Source organism: Megasphaera elsdenii DSM 20460 (assembly GCF_003010495.1).
Lineage (GTDB): Bacteria > Bacillota > Negativicutes > Veillonellales > Megasphaeraceae > Megasphaera > Megasphaera elsdenii.
The window spans coordinates 1,835,543-1,854,963 of the sequence record NZ_CP027570.1 but is presented as its reverse complement, the minus strand read 5'-3'; the positions used below and the strand labels follow the sequence as shown (position 1 = coordinate 1,854,963).

At 57.3% G+C, this 19,421-nt stretch carries 18 protein-coding genes; all 18 read right to left on the bottom strand.

Features of this window, described 5'->3' with window-relative positions; translation table 11 throughout:
- Positions 1 to 10: 10 nt before the first annotated feature.
- Entirely contained in the window at positions 11 to 865 is an 855-nt protein-coding gene (locus tag C6362_RS08865) for a CvfB family protein (RefSeq protein ID WP_027895748.1), read from the bottom strand.
- 1 nt (position 866) lies between these two features.
- The gene (rsfS, locus tag C6362_RS08860; RefSeq protein WP_014017001.1) at positions 867 to 1,250 is read right to left on the bottom strand and encodes a ribosome silencing factor; all 384 of its coding nucleotides are present in this window, start codon (positions 1,248 to 1,250) and stop codon (positions 867 to 869) included.
- A 30-nt stretch (positions 1,251 to 1,280) separates the two neighbouring features.
- A complete protein-coding gene (locus C6362_RS08855; protein WP_014017002.1) occupies positions 1,281 to 2,249 on the bottom strand; it encodes an LCP family protein in 969 nt (322 codons plus the stop codon).
- Positions 2,250 to 2,251: 2 nt separating this feature from the next.
- Positions 2,252 to 2,848 (bottom strand): bis(5'-nucleosyl)-tetraphosphatase (symmetrical) YqeK, encoded by a 597-nt coding sequence (yqeK, locus tag C6362_RS08850; RefSeq protein ID WP_014017003.1) that lies wholly within the window; start codon positions 2,846 to 2,848, stop codon positions 2,252 to 2,254.
- On the bottom strand, positions 2,806 to 3,447 hold the full coding sequence (gene nadD / locus C6362_RS08845; RefSeq protein WP_014017004.1) for a nicotinate-nucleotide adenylyltransferase: 642 nt from the start codon (positions 3,445 to 3,447) through the stop codon (positions 2,806 to 2,808). Before nadD ends, yqeK begins: the two co-directional genes overlap by 43 nt.
- 147 nt (positions 3,448 to 3,594) lie before the next feature.
- A complete protein-coding gene (locus C6362_RS08840) occupies positions 3,595 to 4,839 on the bottom strand; it encodes a glutamate-5-semialdehyde dehydrogenase (RefSeq protein ID WP_014017005.1) in 1,245 nt (414 codons plus the stop codon).
- 15 nt (positions 4,840 to 4,854) lie between these two features.
- Positions 4,855 to 5,985, bottom strand: a complete 1,131-nt coding sequence (gene proB / locus C6362_RS08835; protein WP_014017006.1) for a glutamate 5-kinase — start codon at positions 5,983 to 5,985, stop codon at positions 4,855 to 4,857.
- Positions 5,986 to 5,998: 13 nt separating this feature from the next.
- Positions 5,999 to 6,292, bottom strand: coding sequence for a YhbY family RNA-binding protein (locus C6362_RS08830; protein ID WP_014017007.1), 294 nt, complete (start codon positions 6,290 to 6,292; stop codon positions 5,999 to 6,001).
- Positions 6,293 to 6,517: 225 nt separating this feature from the next.
- Complete coding sequence (obgE, locus tag C6362_RS08825; RefSeq protein ID WP_014017008.1) at positions 6,518 to 7,789, bottom strand: GTPase ObgE; 1,272 nt, start codon at positions 7,787 to 7,789, stop codon at positions 6,518 to 6,520.
- A gap of 135 nt (positions 7,790 to 7,924) precedes the next feature.
- Positions 7,925 to 9,082 (bottom strand): S41 family peptidase, encoded by a 1,158-nt coding sequence (locus C6362_RS08820; protein ID WP_014017009.1) that lies wholly within the window; start codon positions 9,080 to 9,082, stop codon positions 7,925 to 7,927.
- Between the two features lie 38 nt (positions 9,083 to 9,120).
- Positions 9,121 to 10,284, bottom strand: a complete 1,164-nt coding sequence (locus C6362_RS08815; protein WP_014017010.1) for a murein hydrolase activator EnvC family protein — start codon at positions 10,282 to 10,284, stop codon at positions 9,121 to 9,123.
- Between the two features lies 1 nt (position 10,285).
- Positions 10,286 to 11,173: a permease-like cell division protein FtsX gene (gene ftsX, locus C6362_RS08810; RefSeq protein WP_014017011.1), complete on the bottom strand. Its 888-nt coding sequence runs from the start codon at positions 11,171 to 11,173 to the stop codon at positions 10,286 to 10,288.
- Positions 11,163 to 11,849 carry a cell division ATP-binding protein FtsE gene (gene ftsE / locus C6362_RS08805; RefSeq protein WP_014017012.1) on the bottom strand — a complete coding sequence of 229 codons (687 nt, stop codon included), beginning with the start codon at positions 11,847 to 11,849 and terminating at the stop codon, positions 11,163 to 11,165. Before ftsE ends, ftsX begins: the two co-directional genes overlap by 11 nt.
- Positions 11,846 to 12,979 (bottom strand): polysaccharide pyruvyl transferase CsaB, encoded by a 1,134-nt coding sequence (csaB, locus tag C6362_RS08800; protein WP_014017013.1) that lies wholly within the window; start codon positions 12,977 to 12,979, stop codon positions 11,846 to 11,848. Before csaB ends, ftsE begins: the two co-directional genes overlap by 4 nt.
- Positions 12,972 to 15,020 (bottom strand): DUF5693 family protein, encoded by a 2,049-nt coding sequence (locus C6362_RS08795; RefSeq protein ID WP_051014201.1) that lies wholly within the window; start codon positions 15,018 to 15,020, stop codon positions 12,972 to 12,974. The genes csaB and C6362_RS08795 overlap by 8 nt, the downstream gene beginning before the upstream one ends.
- 23 nt (positions 15,021 to 15,043) lie before the next feature.
- A complete protein-coding gene (locus tag C6362_RS08790) occupies positions 15,044 to 15,730 on the bottom strand; it encodes an LmeA family phospholipid-binding protein (protein WP_014017015.1) in 687 nt (228 codons plus the stop codon).
- Positions 15,731 to 16,841 (bottom strand): peptide chain release factor 2 gene (gene prfB / locus C6362_RS08785; protein WP_333491161.1). Its coding sequence is split into 2 segments (ribosomal slippage): positions 15,731 to 16,783 and positions 16,785 to 16,841, totalling 1,110 coding nucleotides; the frame shifts between segments, so codons are not numbered across the junction.
- Between the two features lie 105 nt (positions 16,842 to 16,946).
- Positions 16,947 to 19,412 (bottom strand): preprotein translocase subunit SecA, encoded by a 2,466-nt coding sequence (secA, locus tag C6362_RS08780; RefSeq protein ID WP_014017017.1) that lies wholly within the window; start codon positions 19,410 to 19,412, stop codon positions 16,947 to 16,949.
- Positions 19,413 to 19,421 lie beyond the last annotated feature (9 nt).

The following is a 19,421-nucleotide window of genomic DNA, read 5'->3' as shown; positions in this document are numbered from 1 at the left end:
CTGCGAGCCCCTACATATCCAAATAGGTCCAGCCCTGGTCCTGGTGGATTTTCTTCTCTTTCATGAGGTGGCCCAAGGCGCGCTTGAAGGCGGCTTTGCTCAGGCCGAATTTGGCTTTGATGACGGCCGGTGCCGTCTTATCGCCATAAGGCATCTTGCCCTTGCGCTGCTTGAGGAAGTCCAGGATGCGTTCGGCATCAGGATTGATGGCATTTTCCTTGGTCTGGCGCAGGGAGATGTTAATGCGGCCGTCTTCGCGCAGGTAAGTGATGCGGCCTTTGATCATCTGGCCGATGAGGATCGGCCCGTTGAACTCACTGCGGTGCAGGAAGGCGATCCACCGTTCGCGGGTCATGAGGTAAGCCCCCTGGTCGGTCATATTGTAGACCGCCCCTTCGACCCAGTCGCCGATTTTAGCATCCGTCGCTGCCCGCGACGCCCGGCGCATTTCGTCTTCCACTTCCATGGAGACGGCCAGGCGATGGGATTTGTCTTCATAGAGCTTTACCCAGACGTATTCCCCTTCTTTCGGCCGGCCTTTCATTTCGGCAAAGGGCATGAAGATGCCCCGTTCCGTACCGACATCGACGAAGGCACCGAAGCGCGTCGTATTGATGACCGGCGCATAGCCAATCTGGCCGACTTTAATTTTAGGAAGGCGCATGGAAGCCGTCAGGCGGCCTGACGGGTCATGGTACAAGAAGACCGTCACCTTATCGCCGACGTTGACGTCGCCCGTCTGCTGGTTCTTATGGAGTAAAATATCGTCGTTCGTATTGCCCGTACCGCCGTTCAAAAAGACGCCCATGTCGCTCTGGCGCAGGACTTCCAGCGTCGCAATACTGTTTTCCTGAAGTGTCGTCATCTTATTCACCTTCGTAGGCAATGCGCGGTGCGTCGCACCACAAGTTTTCCAGATCATAGTACTGGCGGTCCTGTTCGACAAAGACGTGGGCAATGACTTCGCCGGCATCGATGAGGATCCACTTGCCTTCGCGGTAGCCTTCGACGTGACGGACATCATAGCCGTTCTTTTCCATCTGTTCTTCGATGTTGTCGGCAATACTCTGGGACTGCCGGTTATTGCGGGCACTGCAGATGACGAAGTAGTCCGCCATGAGGGACGAATCGCTCATATCGAGGGTGACGATGTCCCAGGCTTTCTTGTCGTCAGCGGCCTTGCAGGCAATTTCATAGCTCTTCAGTTCTTTCGGTTGTTCAGCTTTCGCTGCTTTCATGGTAATTGGCATGTATGTAGTAACTCCTTTATGACGTAATTATTATTTTTTCGTATCATCCGGTTCCGGTGCTGTCGAAATGGCATTGTTCGTGCGGCCGATGACCTTCTGGACTTCGACCGGGTCGTAGGTCCAGTAATATTTCGTATCGCCGTTCTTGCCGCTCATGGCCATTTCGCCGGGCAGGATATAGAAGTCGATGTTATCGGCCGTGACGCCGCGGAAATCAAAGGCCAGCTGGGCCATATCCTTGGCGGAAATATTGGAATCGACGTCGTGCCATGCCCGGTACAGGAAGAAGGCATTGGTCACGCCGAAGCAGTCCTGCCGGTCTTCATAGAAATTCTTGATGAACCGTTCCTGGCGCTGCGTCCGCGACAGATAGCCGTCGCCATCGACGTAGCGCATATAGCCGGCAGCTTCCTTCCCGGTCAGGGTCTGATAACCCTGGAAGAGGTTGATGTCGGTCTTCCCCGTTTCTTCATCGCCGTGGTACATGTTCTTTTCGACGTAAATCGGCACGCCGCCACTCATATCGACCATCTTCGAGAAGGAATCGGCCGTAAAGGTCGCATAATAGGGGATGGGGATGTGGAAAATATCTTCGACGACGGCCCGGACCAGGCTCATGCCGCCTTCGCTATAGACATCCTGCAATTCCTGGATACCCTTTTCCTTGCGCCCTTCGATTTTCGTATCATCTGGCAGCATGATGATGTCGATGTGCTTCTTGGCCTTGTTGATGGCCGCGACACCGACGAAATTCGCCTGCTGCGGATGACCGCCATCGGTCCCGAGGAGGAGGACGTAAAGCGGCTTGTCCGGACTGGTCTGGGCAAAGACGGAGCTGTCGCTCTGGGTCTGGCTGGTATCGGGCGCGTCCTGCTGGATCGGCGCCTCTTTGATGGACTGGTAATGCAGGTACAAAGACCGGCCGGCCAGGAAGACGGCGACGGCGGCGACGACGGTCAAAATGCGGTATAAAATCTTCCTTCGTTTTTCCTGTGTCATCCTCAGGCCTTCCGATCTGCGGCACGGACGACGTCGATTTGTGCATTGCGATTGACGACGGTGCCGACGAAAATAGGTTTGCCCTGGTCGAGGAGATGGCGGATCGTCGAATCATAGCCTAAGAGGACGGCTTCATCGAGGTTGCGCCGGGCGGCTTTTCGCAAATCGTCGACGCCGTCGAAGTCGCGGTTCACTTCGATGTAATCGGCGAGGAAGATGATTTTTTCCAGCGTGCTCATCTGTTCCGCCCCGGTCGTATGATGAGCGATGGCCCCTAAGAGGGCCTGATCGGTGATGCCATAGCGTTCCCTGGCGATAGTCACGGCAGCGTAGCCGTGGAGCAGGCCGCCGTTAGCCAGGATGGGTGCCGGCAGGACGGGAAAGGATTTTTCCGCCAGGGCCTGCATGTCCGGCAGGGGCAGCTGTTTGGCAGCATCGTGCAAAAGGCCGGCCACTTCAGCCGTATCGGCATCGCAGCCGTAGCGGTCTGCCAATTCGCGGGCCGCTGCTGCTACACCCAGTACATGGGTATAGCGATGAGAAGACAGAGATTCCTTTAAATCCGCTTTGATTCTATCTTTGAATTCTTCGTTGTACATTGATATACTCCATTTTTTCTGATGTATTCGGCCACAGCCGGCGGTATCATATAGCGGACAGACAGGCCCAGGCGGATGCGGCGGCGCAGTTCCGTCGACGAAATTTCCATGGTCGGCACAGGCAGCTTGAGGATATGTTTCCCCAACTCCCCGAACGAGGCGATGATGGAGTCGATCTGTTCCGAGCCGTCCGGCCGGGTCGCTCCGACGAACTGGCACAACTTCAGGATTTCTTCCGGTTCTTTCCAGTTGTGCAGGTCGTGGATCGTATCTGTCCCGGATATAAAATACAAGATATACGACGGTCCGTAGAGCTTCTTCAGGAAGCGCAGCGTATCGACCGTATAGGAGTTGCCCTTGCGGCGCATCTCCATGTCACTGACTGTAAAACGAGGATTGTCAGCCGTAGCCAGGCGCGTCATGGTCAGGCGCTGCTCGGCCGTCGCCCCGTTGACGTTCTTGTTGGGCGTGATATATGACGGCACAAAGAGTACCTTGTCCAGGTGAAAGGTCTGGCGCGCTTCTTCGGCAATCATGAGATGGCCTAGATGGATGGGATTGAAGGTCCCCCCCATGATGCCGAGCCTAGTGATTTCCATGGTACCAATAAATTCCTCCCCAGGCGATAGCTACTGCTAACGCATAAAGCAATAAAAATTTGGCATAATGCCGGTATTCAAACTGAGTCTTCGGCGACGCCGCATACTGGCGCAGGGTCCGTCCATACCCGCGCAGCCGGGCCAGCCTCACCGGATCTGACCGTTGCCGTCGACGAGGTATTTATAGGACACGAGTGCTTCCAGCCCCATAGGGCCGCGGACGTGCAGCTTCTGCGTACTGATACCGATTTCGGCGCCAAAACCAAATTCAAAGCCATCGGTGAAGCGCGTCGACGCATTGACATAGACGGCCGCCGAATCGACAGCCGCCTGGAAAGCGGCAGCTGTCGCCTTATTTTCCGTAATGATGGCTTCGGAATGATGGGTACTGAAGCGGCGGATGTGGTCCAGTGCTTCCTGGAGGGAGCCGACGACCTTGACCGACATGATGAGGGCATTGTATTCCGTCGCCCAGTCTTCCTCGCTGGCCGCCTTCATGGCACTCGACTGGCAGGCTTCGTCGTCACCGCGCAGTTCGACGCGGTCCGCTTCCATGACCGGTGCCAGCTTCTTGAGGAAGGCATCGGCCACATCGCGGTGGACCAGGAGCGTTTCCATGGCGTTGCACGTCGACGGCCGCGAAACTTTGGCGTTTTCGACGATGTGGACGGCCATGTCCAGGTCGGCGTCTTTATCGACGTAGACGTGGCAGACGCCGCTGCCCGTTTCGATGCAGGGTACTGTCGCCGTATCGACGACCATGCGGATCAGGCCGGCACCGCCGCGGGGAATGGCCAGGTCGATGTACCGGCGCAAGGTCAGCAGTTCCTTGACCAAAGCCCGGTCCGTATTTTCGATGAGGTTCACGGCATCGGCCGGGAGACCGGCTTTGGCCAGGCCTTCGCGGATGACGTTAGCCAGGGCCGTATTGGACGCGATGGCTTCGCTGCCGCCGCGGAGGACGCAGGCGTTGCCGGCTTTGACGCAGAGGACGGCTGCGTCGACGGTGACGTTGGGCCGCGATTCATAAATGATGGCGATGACCCCTAAGGGCACGCTGACCTTGCGGATGTGCAGGCCGTTCGGGCGGTCCCATTCGTCGAGGACGACGCCGGCCGGGTCAGGCAGGTCGATGACCTGGCGGACGCCTTCGGCCATGGCGGCGATGCGGTCCTTGGTCAAAGTCAGGCGGTCGACCATGGCTTCGGCCATGCCCTTTTCCCGGGCCCGCTTCAAGTCGACGGCGTTGGCCGCCAGGATATCGTCTTCATGGGCGACCAGGCCGTCGGCAATGGCCGCCAGGGCCTGATTCTTTGCTGCCGTCGATGTCGCAGCCAGGGCATACGAGGCTTCTTTGGCATCGCGGCCTTTACGGAATACTTCGGATATCATGGAAAATACCCCCTTCTAATACATGGCGACGAGATTGTCGCGATGAATGACTTCCTCATAAATGCCATTGTGGCCGAGGACCTTGGGAATGTCGGCGGACTGCAGGCCCTTGATGGCATTGATGTTGACGCTGCTGTAGTTGCTGATGCCCTTGGCAATGGTCAGGCCGTCGTAGACGACGCTGACGATGTCCCCTTCGTCAAAGATACCTTCGACGGCGGTGATGCCGACGGGCAGGAGGCTGGAACCGCGGTCGATGATGGCGTTGCGGCAGCCTTCGTCGACGATGAGCCGGCCCTGGGCCTTGCTGCCCGATACGAGCCAGCGTTTCTTCGAATGTAGCGGCGTTTCCTTGGCTTTGAACAGCGTCCCCACTTCCTCACCGGCGCAGATGCGGCTGATGATGCCGTCTTCACTGCCCGAAGCGATGACCATGTCCACGTCGGCGGCGGTAGCAATGGAGGCCGCCTGGATTTTCGTGTACATGCCGCCGGTGCCCATGCTGGAGCCGGCGTCGCCGGCGATTTCATAGATGTGCTTGTCGATGTTGTCGACGACGGGGATGATCTTGGCATCGGCATGGGTCCGCGGGTTGTCCGTATAGAGACCGTCAATATCGGATAAGAGGATGAGCAGGTCCGCATCGACGAGGCCGCTGACCATGGCCGACAAGGTGTCGTTGTCGCCGATTTTGTATTCGTCGACGGCGACGACGTCATTTTCATTGATGATGGGAATGACGCCCATGTCGAGCAGGGTCAGCAAGGCGTTGCGGGAGTTCATGAATTTGCTCCGGTCCTGGGAATCCATGCGGGTCAGGAGGACCTGGCCGACGACCTGGCCGTATTCGCGGAAAAACCGTTCATACGTATGCATGAGGACGCCCTGGCCGACGGCGGCGAGGGCCTGCTTTTCCCGGATCGACCGGGGCCGGTGGTCCATATGGAGGGGTGCCAGGCCGGCGTTGGTGGCGCCGGAGCTGACGAGGATCATCTGCTTGCCCTGGTTCTGGAGGTCCGCCAGTTCCCGGACCAGGTGTTCCATGCGCTGGTAGTTCAGTTTCCCCGTCGCATGGGAAATGGTGCTGGACCCGACCTTGACGACGATGCGTTTCTTCTGGCCGAAGTCCCTGCTTGTACTGTTCACAAAGCCTCACGTCCTAATCTTTAATAAATTCGAAATGAGATTTCTTGTCTTTCTTCTTGAATAAGACGCCGTAGTGGCCGATGACCTGGATGAGTTCGGCGCCGAGCATGTCGGCCAAATCTTCCATGGTTTCCTTCGTCGGCAGATTGGCGTTGTTGAGGACGTGGGCCTTGATCAGTTCCCGCGCCGTAATGGCAGCCCGGGCGCTGTCGATGACAGCATCGCTGAGGCCGTCCTTGCCGATCTGGACGACAGCCGGCATGAGGCTGGCCATGCCCTTGAGTTGCTTCTTATCTTTATTGTTCATATGGATCTCCTTAGGTTCATTATTATGTAAAACAAGTAGGATTCAGGCGGGCCGCCCTTTGGGCGGCCCCTACGGGGTGCCGGGGGCGTTACCGCCGGACTCTGCGGGCTCGCCACATGCGAGCCCCTACGGAGGCCTGGTGCGTTACCGCCGGACTCAGGCGGGCTCGCCACGTGCGAGCCCCTACAATGGCTCCCCTATCAGGGGAGCCATTGGCGGCCTGCGTCATTTGTGGTATTCAAATTCCATGGAATAGATGCGGACGGTGTTGCCGTCCTGGATGCCGTGTTCCTGGAGGAGCTTGTCCAGTTCCATGTAGCGCCAGATGCGCTGGAAACGGCGCAGGGACTGGTCGTCATCGAAGTTGGTCATGGCGACGAGGTTTTCGATGCGGGCGCCGGTGATAACGAAGGCGCCGTCGTCGTCGCGCTTGACTTCAAAGTCCGGCTTGTTCTGGGCTTTATAGACGACTTCTTCCGTCGTTTCGTCCGGTTCTTCCACGTATTCTTCCAGCATCGTCCAAACCCGTTCCAAGAGCTTGTCCATGCCTTCGCCAGTCATGGCGCAGATGGGATAGACTTCGACGCCGTGGGCGGCCATGTAGTCCATGAGCCGTTCCAGGTTGTCCGAATCGCCGAGGAGGTCGATTTTATTGGCCGCTACGATTTGCTGCTTGCGCGACAGTTTTTCACTGTATTTCGCCAGTTCCGCGTTGATTTTTTCATAGTCTTCGATGGGGTCGCGGCCTTCGATGCCCGATACGTCGATGACGTGGATGAGGATCTTCGTCCGTTCGATGTGGCGCAGGAAATCGTGGCCCAGGCCGACGCCTTCACTGGCGCCGTCGATGAGGCCGGGAATATCGGCCATGACGAAGCTGCGGTGATCCGGCAGGTTGACGACACCCAGAATAGGGTTGAGCGTCGTGAAATGGTACGCAGCCACTTCCGGCTGAGCTGCCGACACCTTGCGCAGGATGCTCGACTTGCCGACGCTGGGATAGCCCAGGAGACCGACGTCAGCCAGGACTTTCAATTCCAGGCGCAGCCACCGTTCTTCCCCCGGTTCCCCCCGTTCGGCAAAGGTCGGCGTCCGGTTGGCACTGGTGCGGAAATGCCAGTTGCCGCGGCCGCCGCGGCCGCCTTTGGCGACGATGGCCCGCTGGCCGTCACGGGATAAGTCGGCCATGACCTGACCCGTTTCTTCGTCCTTGACGATGGTCCCCAAGGGGACGGTGATGACTAAATCTTCGGCGTTGCGGCCGTACTTGTTGCTGCCTTCGCCCTTGCCGCCGGGTTTGGCCTTGAACAGGCGGCGGAAGCGGAAGTCGACGAGGGTATTGACGTTGCGGTCGGCGACGAGGACGACGTTGCCGCCCTGACCGCCGTCACCGCCATTCGGTCCACCCTTGGGGACGAACTTTTCGTGACGGAAGCTGCTCATGCCGTCGCCGCCCTTGCCGGACTGTACAAAAATTCTTGCTCTGTCTATAAACATATTTCACCTCATAGGAATACATGCGGATACAGAAAGAGACACAGCATACATATACCATGTCTCCTGTCTATCTGTCCAAAAATATCTAATTGACGTTACTATCAAATTTTAAAGCATATTTGCCCATCTGTAAAGTCATTTTTCCCGAATAATTTCCAAAGCCTTTTCAAATTGGCTGTCTTCCGGGTCCGACGGGGTCAGGGGGACGACGACATCGGGCTCGATGCCGACGCCGTCGATTTCGCGGCCATTGGTCGTCCGATACTTGGCGACGGTCACTTTGACAGCTGACGAGGAATCGACAGGGAAGACGCCCTGGACGGTCCCCTTGCCGTAGGTCTTGACGCCGACGATGGGGCCGAGCTTCATATCCTGGACGGCACCGGCGATGATTTCCGAAGCGCTGGCCGAATTTTCATTGACCAGGACGACAAGGGGAATGGGGTCCTCCGTCCCCTGGGCCGTGTACTGGTCCACTTTGCCATCTTGTTCCGTATAGGACACGATGGTGCTGTCAGGCGGCACAAAATTGCTGGCCACGCCGACAGCCTGTTCGACGATGCCGCCCGGGTTGTCGCGCAAGTCGAGGATGAGCTTATTCATGCCCTGTTCACGGAGCTTGGTAAATTCTTTCGTGAAATCATCGGCTGTGCCCTCACTGAAGACGGCGACGCGGATATAACCGACATCCGTACCGTCGACCATCTTGCCGGCCACGGTCGGCACGTGGATCTGGCGGCGCTGGACAGTGAAAGATTGTTCTTCGCCATCGCGGCGGACGACGAGGTCGACGCTGGTATCGACAGGACCGCGGATGCGCTGGGACACATCTTCCAGCTTATAGTCTGCGACAGACGTCCCATCAATGGATACCAGGATATCGCCGCGCTGGAGGCCCGCTTCTTCAGCCGGACTGCCTTCCATGACGCCGGCGATGAGGATGCCGTCATCGGTCGATGCGATGTAGACGCCGATACCGGCATAGGTGCCGCTCATCTGGGCAGAAAAATCTTTATACAAGTCGCCGCCGAGATAGGTCGAATGTTTATCCCCCAGCGTGCTGACCATGCCCTTCAAGGCCCCGTCAAAGATGGCGTTTTTATCGACATCTTCGGCGTAATGGCTTTCGATGATCTCCAGCGTCCGGAAAAACTCGAACATCGACGAAGGCCGGCCGGTATAATACCAAAAGAGGCCAACCATGGCGACAATCATGATAATCATACCGCTGCAGACATACCCCAGCGGCCGGCGGACGTTCTCCCACGTCTGCCGTAAACTACGCTTCCCCATTATGGTGCCTCCTTGTATAGTGTATCAAACTTCATACCTCAAACATATCCCTGCGGATCGACGGGGTCGCCGTTGGCGCGGACTTCGAAGTGGACGTGAGGGCCGGTGGAGTTGCCTGTCGAGCCGGCATAGGCGATGACCTGGCCCTGAGAGACGCTCTGGCCGGCGGAAACGGCGAGTTCCTGATTGTGGCCGTACAAGGTCGACAGGCCGTTGCCGTGGTCGATGACGACGGCATAGCCATAGCCGCTGACCCAGCCGGCTTCGACGACAGTCCCGCCGTCGGCGGCCTGGACAGGGGTCCCATAATCGACGCCGATGTCGATACCGCTATGGTAGATGGTCGTCCCGAAGATGGGATGAGTCCGATAGCCGTAAGGCGAAGTGATGACGCCGTTGACGGGCCAGATCATGGCACCGGTCCCTCCCCCGCCGGAAGGCTGGGAGCTGCCGGCATCACTGCTTTCGCCCTGGTCGCTGCTGTCGGGAGCGGCCGGAGCCCGCTGGCGCAGCATCTCGGCAATGGACTGGGAAGCCTGCTGATATTCGGCATAAGCCTTTTCTGCCGTCGCCTTATCGGTCTGAGCCTGGTAGAGGACAGCCTGTTGTTCTTCTTTATGCGATGCGATTTCGTCGCGCTTGGCCTTCGCTTCATCGCGCAGTTTGGTCTGGCGGTCGCGCTGTACTTCTAACTCTTTCTGGGCCGCTTCGATGGCCGCCCGTTCCCGGCGGATGTCGGAAATAAGGGAAATATCGGCATCGACGACGCGGCGCAAGAGCTCCAGGCGGTTCGAGAAGTCGCTGAAGTCCTTGGCGCCGAGGACGACGTCGAGGTAGCTCAGCTGGCCATGCATGTAGACGTCTCGGATGCGCCTGGTAAAGACTTTCTCCCGCTTCTCCAGGCGGGCCCGGTTCTCGTCGAGCTCGGCCTGAGTCGCGGCTATTTTTTCTTCTGTCGCCGCCAGGTCAGCCGTTACCGTCCGATATTCGCCCTGGGCCGCTTCCAGGCTCTTCTGGATTTCATAGAGCTTGTCGCTGACGTTGTCGATGACCATTTGGGCCTGGGCCTTCTTTTCGCTCTGCTCGGCCATGCGGGTCTGGACGTCGTCCAGCTGGTCCTGCAGGTCATCGTCAGCAAAGGACAGGAGGCACGGCGACAACAGGGCTGCCGTTACGGCCAGGATAATGTATTTTCTTACCATATTACACCTTCATATATCGTTTCAGCGAAATCGTACTGCCCAAGGCGCCGATGATCATACTGATGACCAGGAGGATGGCCGCCGTGCGGTACATAAAGGGATAGACACTGACCATGGGCAGGAAGGCCAGGGACTGATGGATGGCCGTGACGGCGAATCCATAGAACTGCCACAAGGCCAGGTCAGCCAGGACGCCGCCGATGAAGCCCAGGAGCAGCCCTTCCAGGAGGAACGGCCAGCGGATGAACCAGTTCGTCGCGCCGACGTATTTCATGATGGCGATTTCCTTGCGCCGGGCGAAGACGGTCAGGCGGATCGTATTGGAAATGATGAACAGCATGGCCAGGGTCAGGAAAATGATCAAGGCAATGCCGCCCCAGCGGATGATGCGCGTAATCTGGAAAAGCTGTTCGACGATTTCCTGGCCGTAATGAGTCCCTTCGACTTCGGGATAATCGGAAACGATGTCCGCCGTCCGGCGCACGGCTTCCGGTTCCGTAAAGGTCACTTCATACGAACTGGGCAGGGGATTCTTGCCGTCCAGGGCGTCGAGGATACCCGGCTGGTCCTTCATGCGTTCCTTGAGGATATCCATGGCCTGGTCCTTATCGGTAAAGGCAACGGACTTCACGTCGGGCAGGGCGCTCAGGCGGCGGCCGACGCTGTCGATGTCCTTCTGGCTCACGTCGTCTTTGAGGTAGACCGTGATCTCGACCTGGCTTTCCAGGTTCTCGGCGAAGTAATCGAGGTTGGCCACGAGGGTCAGGAAAAGGCCCAGGATGAACAGCGACAAGGCGACGGTAGCGATAGAGGCGATGGACATGAAGCGGTTGCGCCAGAACGACTGGAGCGCTTCGGCCATGTAATAGCGCATGGTCCTAAGTTTCATCGTCGTATCCCCCCTTCTGTTCATCGCGGACGACTTTGCCGCCGTCGATTTCGATGACCCGCTTGTTCATCATGTCGACGAGGGTCTTATCATGGGTCACCATGAGGACCGTCGTCCCCATGTGGTTGATTTTCTTGAAGACTTCCATAATGTCCTGCGACGTTTCCGGGTCCAGGTTCCCCGTCGGTTCATCGGCAATGAGCAGCAGCGGCCGGTTGACGATGGCCCTGGCAATGGCCACGCGCTGCTGTTCGCCGCCGCTGAGGTTCCGCGGCAGGGCGTCGGCTTTGCCCACCAGGCCGACCAGGTCGAGGACGTCCCGGACACGGCGGCGGATGAGGCGCCGCGGCGCTTCGATGACTTCCATGGCAAAGGCCACGTTTTCCTGGGCCGTCTTATTGGGCAGGAGGCGGAAGTCCTGGAAGACGATGCCCATTTTGCGGCGCAAGTAGGGCACGCGGCTCTTGGCCAGTTTATTGACTTCGATGCCGTTGACGAAGACCGACCCCCGCGAGGGCAGTTCTTCATGGGACAAGAGCTTGATGAGCGTCGACTTGCCGGCCCCGCTGGCACCGACGACGAAGACAAATTCGCCCTTGCCGATATGGAGCGATACGTGGTCCAGGGCAATGGAACCATTGTCATAGACCTTGGATACGTTCTTTAATTCAATCATAAAGACCTCCGATGCTGTTGCAGGCGCTTGCGGACGCCCTTGCGCCCTTCCAGGATACGCAGGGCCAGATAGGCATTGCGCAGGGACTGGCGCCGCAGGTGATTGAGGCGGGCCTTGATTTCCGGTGCCAAATGGCCGAGAGATAATTTTTTCGTCACGTCGGCGACGATATCTGCCGCCTCGACGTCTTCCGTCGTACCGCAGACCTTATCGCCGATGAGGTTGATGAAACTGTCGATTTTCGGGTCATACGACACGGCCGTCGCCGGCACCTGCATGATGGCCGAAAAGATGAGGGCGTGCAGGCGATTGGCAATGACCGCATCCATACAGCCCATGAGAGACATAAATTCCACCGTCGTATAGTGGCCGTCGAGGACGACGGCCTTCGTCTTCATGCGGCTGGCAATATCGCGGCCTGCTTCGACATCGGCCGGGTACTGCATGGGGATAAAGATGACGTGGACGTCCTGTTTTTCCTGCAATTCGTCGGCCGCAGCGGCGATGGCTTCCTTATAGGCATCGTGGTCCTGCCAGTTGCGGACGGCAATGCCCAGGCGCCGGCGGATGCCGGTGATGCCGTGCTTCTTCAGGATGTACAGGCCGATGTTCTTGTCGACGGGATGCATGGACAAGACGGCATCGGCCGTCACGTGGACCGGTGGTTTGGTCACGCCCATGGCAGCCAGTTCAGCCTTGGAATCGGCATCGCGGACGCCGATGACGGCGACGCGCTGCAAGACCTTGCGCACGGCCCGGCGGGCTTTGGCACCGCGGACGGGACCGATACCCTGGGCATAGAGCATGACCGGCTTCTTGAAGAACAAGGCTATTTTCATGATCCACAAGTAATAATAGAGGCTGCGGGCACTGGTCACGTCCTGCAAGAGGCTGCCACCACCGCTTATAAGAATATCACAGCGGCGAATAGCCGCTGCGATAGCGAAGAAGTTCAGGCGGTGTACAGCCTGTACGTTATGGTTTTCCCGGGTCATGCGGCAGTTGCCGGTGATGACCGTAATGGATACGTCGGGAATGATGTCTTTCAGGGAGCCGACAATGGCAGCCAGCATGGCTTCGTCGCCGGCATTGGCAAAGCCGTAATAGCCGGAAATGACGACTCTAGTCACGATGGGCCACCTGCTTTCCCAGCCACGTCGTCACATAGCTGACGATGGCAATGGCAATGATCAATCCGATGCCGACGACCATGCCCGTCACCCAGCCGTTGATGCCGCGGATGAAGGACATGAGGAAGGGCGTCCGGATATGGGCGAAGGTTTCGACCATGGAGCCGACGCCGATGGCAGCGGCGATGACCAGGAAGAAGTGCAGCAGCTGCGGCCATTTACGGTACAGGGCAGCGACCATGAGGTAGAAAGCCGGATGGCCGATGAGAAATTCCTTTTCCCGCGGACGGGCATAGAGGACATTTTCCAGGAAACGGCGCATGGCCACTTCCACGCCCGGTACGGGGACGCCGGCCGTGTGACCGCTGCGGCCGACGAAGATGACGCCCGCCAGGGCCAGGACGGCCAGGATGAGGATAGTCCCCATCTTGATGGGAATGTTGAGGAAATCCTTGACGAAGACTTTGAGGTCTTCCGGCGAGGCGATGGTCTGTCCCATGAGCGGGAAACGGCGCAGATAACCGATGGCAACCAGGAGCAGCGGCAGGACGAAGGTCAGCTTGACGCCGCGGTAGAAGTCAAATTCCATGAAGAAGCGGATATTGCCCAGCATGGCGGCGATATAGAGGCCGCCGATCATGGCGACGGCGACGGCAAAGAACAAGCCGATCGTACCGTCGCGGACGACCCGGCCATAGCCGAGCTTCCTGGTGATTTTCTTTTTCTTCCAGTGGTCCAGGGCCAGGAGGATGGCCGCTGTCGGCGCAGCCGTAGCACAGCCGATAGCCCAGACCTGAAGGAACAGGGCCCCTTTGGCGACGACAGCGCCGATGACGGCGCAGACGATGCCGATGGCCATGAGGATATAGTTCTTGCGGTCCGACAGGGGAATGAGCAAGTTGAGGACAAAGACGAAGCCGCAGGCTGCTGCCGCTGCCGTAATGGCCAGGAGCAGGCGGTTCGGATAATACGGCGGCATGATGGACGCCTTGCCCAAGGTATAGCCGCGGTCCGTCAGTTTCTGCGAAACCATCTTGACATAGGACAAGTTAGTCTGAGTCAGGTTCATACCGTGGAGGGGCTTCTTATAGAGTGGATAGAGATTGACCCGGGCATTGCGTTCCAAATCGCTGATATAGTAGCGCATGGCCGCTTCTTCAGGCGTAATCTTTTCCAATTCTTCCTTGGCCATGGCATAGACGCGGGCCGTGCGGTAATGGACCAGGCCGGCCAGGTCGTACATGCCGTCCTGCTGGTTATACTGGAGCTGGTTGACCGATTCGATCATATAAAAGGGAATATCCCGGTCATTCAGGTTGTCTGCCGTATAGTCCAGCATGGTCTTGCGTTCGGCATTGACCGGCGTATAGCCCAGGACTTCCTTGCCGACGAACATGATGCCCGATACGTTCTGTATCTTATCGGCGCGGTCGAAGAAATGGGCGACCTGTTCTTTCGTTGGATTGCTGTAGTTCGTCGGACGCAGGATGACGTGGAACCCGTGGTCCGTAATGGTCCTGGCATCAGCACTGAGGATGCCAAGGTTGACGTCGCCCAGGCCAGGCATGACGCCTTTGATGCCGGCCATGCGGTACTGGCCGTTGGACATGATCTTCACCTTGTCATCGCCCAAGCGGGCCTTGAGGTCCGATACGACTTCATCGAAATACAAGTCCTTCTGGCTCTGGGGCTTGCCAATGAGGTAGTAGTCATAAGACTTGTCCGTCAGGCCGAACTGGGGATAATAGAGATCGGCGCCGAGTTTCGTCACCAGCGACAGTTCGCCGCGCTGAGTCAGTTTGTTGAGGGTTGCATCGTAAATAGTAAAGCTCGTCACGCCGGCATCGCGGCACATCTGGAGAGCCGTGTCGAGGTCGTAGCCGTCGTTCCGGGCCATGACGACGATAGCATCGTAATCCATAGCCTGTTCTATCGTCATCGACTTGTCTTCTATGGCATTGCGCTGTACGCACATGACCAGCGCACAGACGAGGCCGATGAAGACGGCCAGTATCATCGCCAGCATACTGCGTTTATTCATATTTGTCATTCTTTTCACCTTATCTATGAGTTGCTCACCTGGCCATGAATGGTCAGGAGGCCGTCGCGCATGGTTACGCTGTCCGGCTGGATTCCCAGGGGAAAGCCGGCAAAGTCGTAAATATCAGCACTCGCCATCTGCGTCGTGCTGATCTGCATGCCCATGCCTTCCACCGTCACTGACGACGGGATGAACATGAGCTTCGACCCTTTCATGCCAAAATGACCGCGGACGTCGGCCTGGGCCGACACGAGGCCGCCCAGTTTCACCCGCCCCTGGACGCGGACAGCATCGTCTTCAAAAGAGACTTGCGGGTCCTTCAAGCCTTCGACTTTTTTCACGAGGAATTTTTCCAGTTCCTCGCTGCGGATGGACGCCGTCATTTCCCCGCTCTCTGCCCGCGTGACCCGTACTTCCTGATCGGCCAGGGCCAGGAGCGGCTTGAAGTGGACGCCGTAGAGATTGCAGTCGAAGTGGGCGAAGGTCAAATCGCCAGCTTGGAAGTTGGTGGCATGGACGGTAATGGCGTCGATGTCGCCGAGGAAGATTTTGGCTCCCGGCGACGCCTGGACGCGGACATCATCGCTGTGCAGATTGAGCGTCGCCGACAAGGCTTGGCAAAGGCCGACTTCGGCCAGCTGCGGTGCATAGGAATTGGCACCGACCAAGAAGGCTGCGACGATGACAAAGAAAATCATCCATTTTTTCATTTAGAGCTCCTGCTTTGCTAACTTCTTTTCTTTCTCCTGCTGCAAATAGCCTTCGATGAAGATGTCCAGGTCGCCGTCCATGACAGCCTGGATATTGCCCGTTTCGACATTGGTCCGATGGTCCTTGACCAAATTGTACGGGTGGAACACATAGGAACGGATCTGGCTCCCCCATTCGATAGCCTGGTGGACGCCGCCGATTTCGGCTTTCAGTTTTTCCTGCTTTTCCTGTTCCAGTTCAAAGAGTTTGGCCCGCAGGTATTTCAAGCACATTTCCTTATTCTGCAGCTGCGACCGTTCATTCTGGCACTGGACGACGATGCCCGTCGGCATGTGGGTCATGCGGACAGCAGAACTCGTCTTGTTGACGTGCTGGCCGCCGGCACCGGAGGCGCGGAAGTAATCGACGCGGACGTCGTCCATGTTGATTTCGACATCGACATCATCCGGCAGTTCCGGCATGACATCGACAGCCGTAAAGGACGTGTGGCGCCGGGCTGCAGCATCAAAAGGCGAAATGCGGACCAGGCGATGGACGCCTTTTTCCGATTTCAAATAGCCATAGGCGTATTCACCTTCGACGCGGAAAGCGGCGCTCTTGATGCCCGCTTCATCGCCGGGCTGCATATCCAGGATAGTCAGTTTATAGCCATTGCGTTCGGCCCAGCGGGTATACATGCGGATGAGCATCTGCGCCCAGTCTTGGGCTTCCGTACCGCCGGCACCGGCGTGGAAGGTAATGAGGGCGTTGCACTTGTCGTATTCGCCGGACAAGAGGAGCCGCACTTCCCGCTTCTCGATATCCTTGAGCAGGTCGTGGTACTGCTTTTCAATATCTTCGGCAAAGGAAGCATCGCCGTCTTCCATGGCCATTTCCAAATACTCGCTGAGGTCGTCAGCTTTGCGGACGAGTTCTTCGTGACCTTCGACTTCCGTCTTGAGAAGCGTCGCTTCCTGGGAAATCTTCTTGGCCTTATCCGGGTCATTCCAGAAGGCCGGGTCACTCATCTGCATGTCTAAATCCATGATACGTTCTTTTTTCCGAGGTAAGTTAAAGTGAATCCCCGATTTCTTGTATTCTATGTTTCAGGTCTTCCAGAGGTTTTCTCATTTCATCTAGTAACACAAGTATCACCACTCTTCTAAAAAATAAATGTAATAGGTTATGCACAGGATTCGCGCGGGCGCCCCACATGGGCGCCCCTACGGCTGCCTTTTACTGCTTTTCTCTCTCTTCATCGCGCTTGATGTCTTCGGCGCTGACGGGTTTGCTTTCTTCATGGACTTCATGAGCGCCCTGGAGATGATCTTCTGCCTGCGGTACGGGCTTGCTGTACGTGACCTGGATATGGTAGAGGAAGGTGACGACAGTCCGCTTGATGGAGTCGATCATTTCTTCGAACATTTCATAGGCTTCGAATTTGTATTCGACGAGCGGGTTCTTCTGGCCATACGCACGCAGGTTGATGCCTTCTTTGAGGGCGTCCATGGCGTCGAGGTGGTCCATCCACTTGCTGTCGACGACGCGGAGCATGATGGCCTTTTCCAGTTCCTTCATAGTCGTTTCGCCGATTTCCTTGAGGCGTTCGTCGTAGAGGTCGACGGCGATCTGCTTCAATTTATCCTGGACTTCCACACGGCTCAGGTTTTCCAGTTCTTCTACAGTCGTCGCGTTCTTAGGCACGAAGTACTGCTGCATCTGAGCCAGGAGGCCGGCGAAATCCCATTCTTCCGGATAGAGCTTTTCGTCAGCGTATTTATCCAGGCCATCGTGGATGATATCGTCGACCATGCCCATGATGGTATCGCGCAGGGAATCGGCTGTCAGGACCTGGCGGCGCTGGCCGTAGAGGACTTCACGCTGCTGGTTCATGACATCGTCATATTCCAGGACGTACTTACGGATTTCAAAGTTGTGGCTTTCGACTTTCTTCTGGGCCTTTTCAATGGACCGGGTGATCATCTTGGCCGTAATCGGTTCGTCTTCATCCATGCCCAGCTTATCCATGAACTTGGAAATATTGTCCGAGCCGAAGATACGCATGAGGTCGTCTTCCAGGGACAGGAAGAACTGCGTCGTACCGGGGTCGCCCTGACGGCCGGCACGGCCGCGCAGCTGGTTGTCGATACGGCGGCTTTCATGGCGTTCCGTACCGATGATCATCAGGCCGCCCAGTTCGGCGACGCCCGGCCCGAGCTTGATATCCGTGCCGCGGCCAGCCATGTTGGTGGCAATGGTGACCATGCCCTTCTGACCGGCGTTCTTGATGATTTCCGCTTCTTTTTCATGGTATTTGGCGTTGAGCACGTTGTGGACGATGTTTTCCTTATCCAGGAGCTGGCTGAGGATTTCCGACTGGTTGATGGACGTCGTACCGACCAGGATCGGCTGGCCCGTAGCGTGGCGCTTCTTGACTTCCCGGACGACGGCGCGGTACTTGGCGTTCTTCGTCTTGTAGATGACGTCCGGCAAATCCTTACGGATAGCCGGCTTATTGGTCGGGATGACGTAGACGTCGAGCTTGTAGATCTTGTTAAATTCGTCTTCTTCCGTCTTAGCCGTACCAGTCATGCCGGCCAGTTTCTCGTACATACGGAAGTAGTTCTGGAAGGTAATCGTAGCCAAGGTCTTGCTTTCGCCCTGGACCTTGACGTTTTCCTTGGCTTCAATGGACTGATGGAGACCATCGCTGTAACGGCGGCCGAACATGAGGCGCCCGGTAAATTCGTCGACGATGACGATTTCACCGTTCTTGACGACGTAATCCTTGTCGCGGTGCATCATGAAGCGCGCCCGCAGAGCCTGGATGACCAGGTGGTTCAAGTCGAGGTGTTCGTTATCGAACATGTTGCTGATGCCCAGCATCTTTTCGACTTTGGCAACGCCCGAATCGGTCGGCGCAATGGTCTTCTGCTTTTCGTCCATCGTGTAGTCGTCCTTGGTGAAGGTCTTGACGATGCCTGCCAGCGTATAATAGAGGTCCGTCGATTTTTCACCAGGGCCGGAAATGATGAGCGGCGTCCGCGCTTCGTCGATGAGGATCGAGTCCACTTCGTCGACGATACAGTAGTTGAGCGGCCGCTGTACCATCTGGTCTTCACTGATGACCATGTTGTCGCGCAGGTAGTCGAACCCAAATTCGTTGTTCGTCCCATACGTGACGTCAGCGTTGTACGCCCGGCGGCGCTGGTCATACGTGAGGTCGTGGACGATGAGGCCGACAGACAGGCCGAGGAACTTATAGATGCGGCCCATATCTTCGCTGTCGCGGGTAGCCAGGTAGTCGTTGACCGTGACGACGTGGACGCCCTTGCCCGTCAGGGCATTGAGGTATACCGGCAAAGTCGCAACCAGGGTCTTCCCTTCACCAGTACGCATTTCGGCGATATCCCCGCGGTGGAGAACGATGCCCCCCAGGAGCTGGACGTCGAAATGGCGCATGCCCGTCACACGGCGCGACGCTTCACGGACGACGGCAAAAGCTTCGGGCAGAATGTCGTCCAACGTTTCTCCGTTGGCCAGGCGATTCTTGAACTCGAAGGTCTTTTCCTGCAGCGATGCATCGCTCAGGCCTGCCAATTTCGGTTCCAGGTCGTTGATGCGGCGGACAATAGGCCACATCTTCTTTAATTCATGCTCGGTATTATTCCCGAGCAGTCTTTGTATCAGTTTATTAAACACCTATCCGAG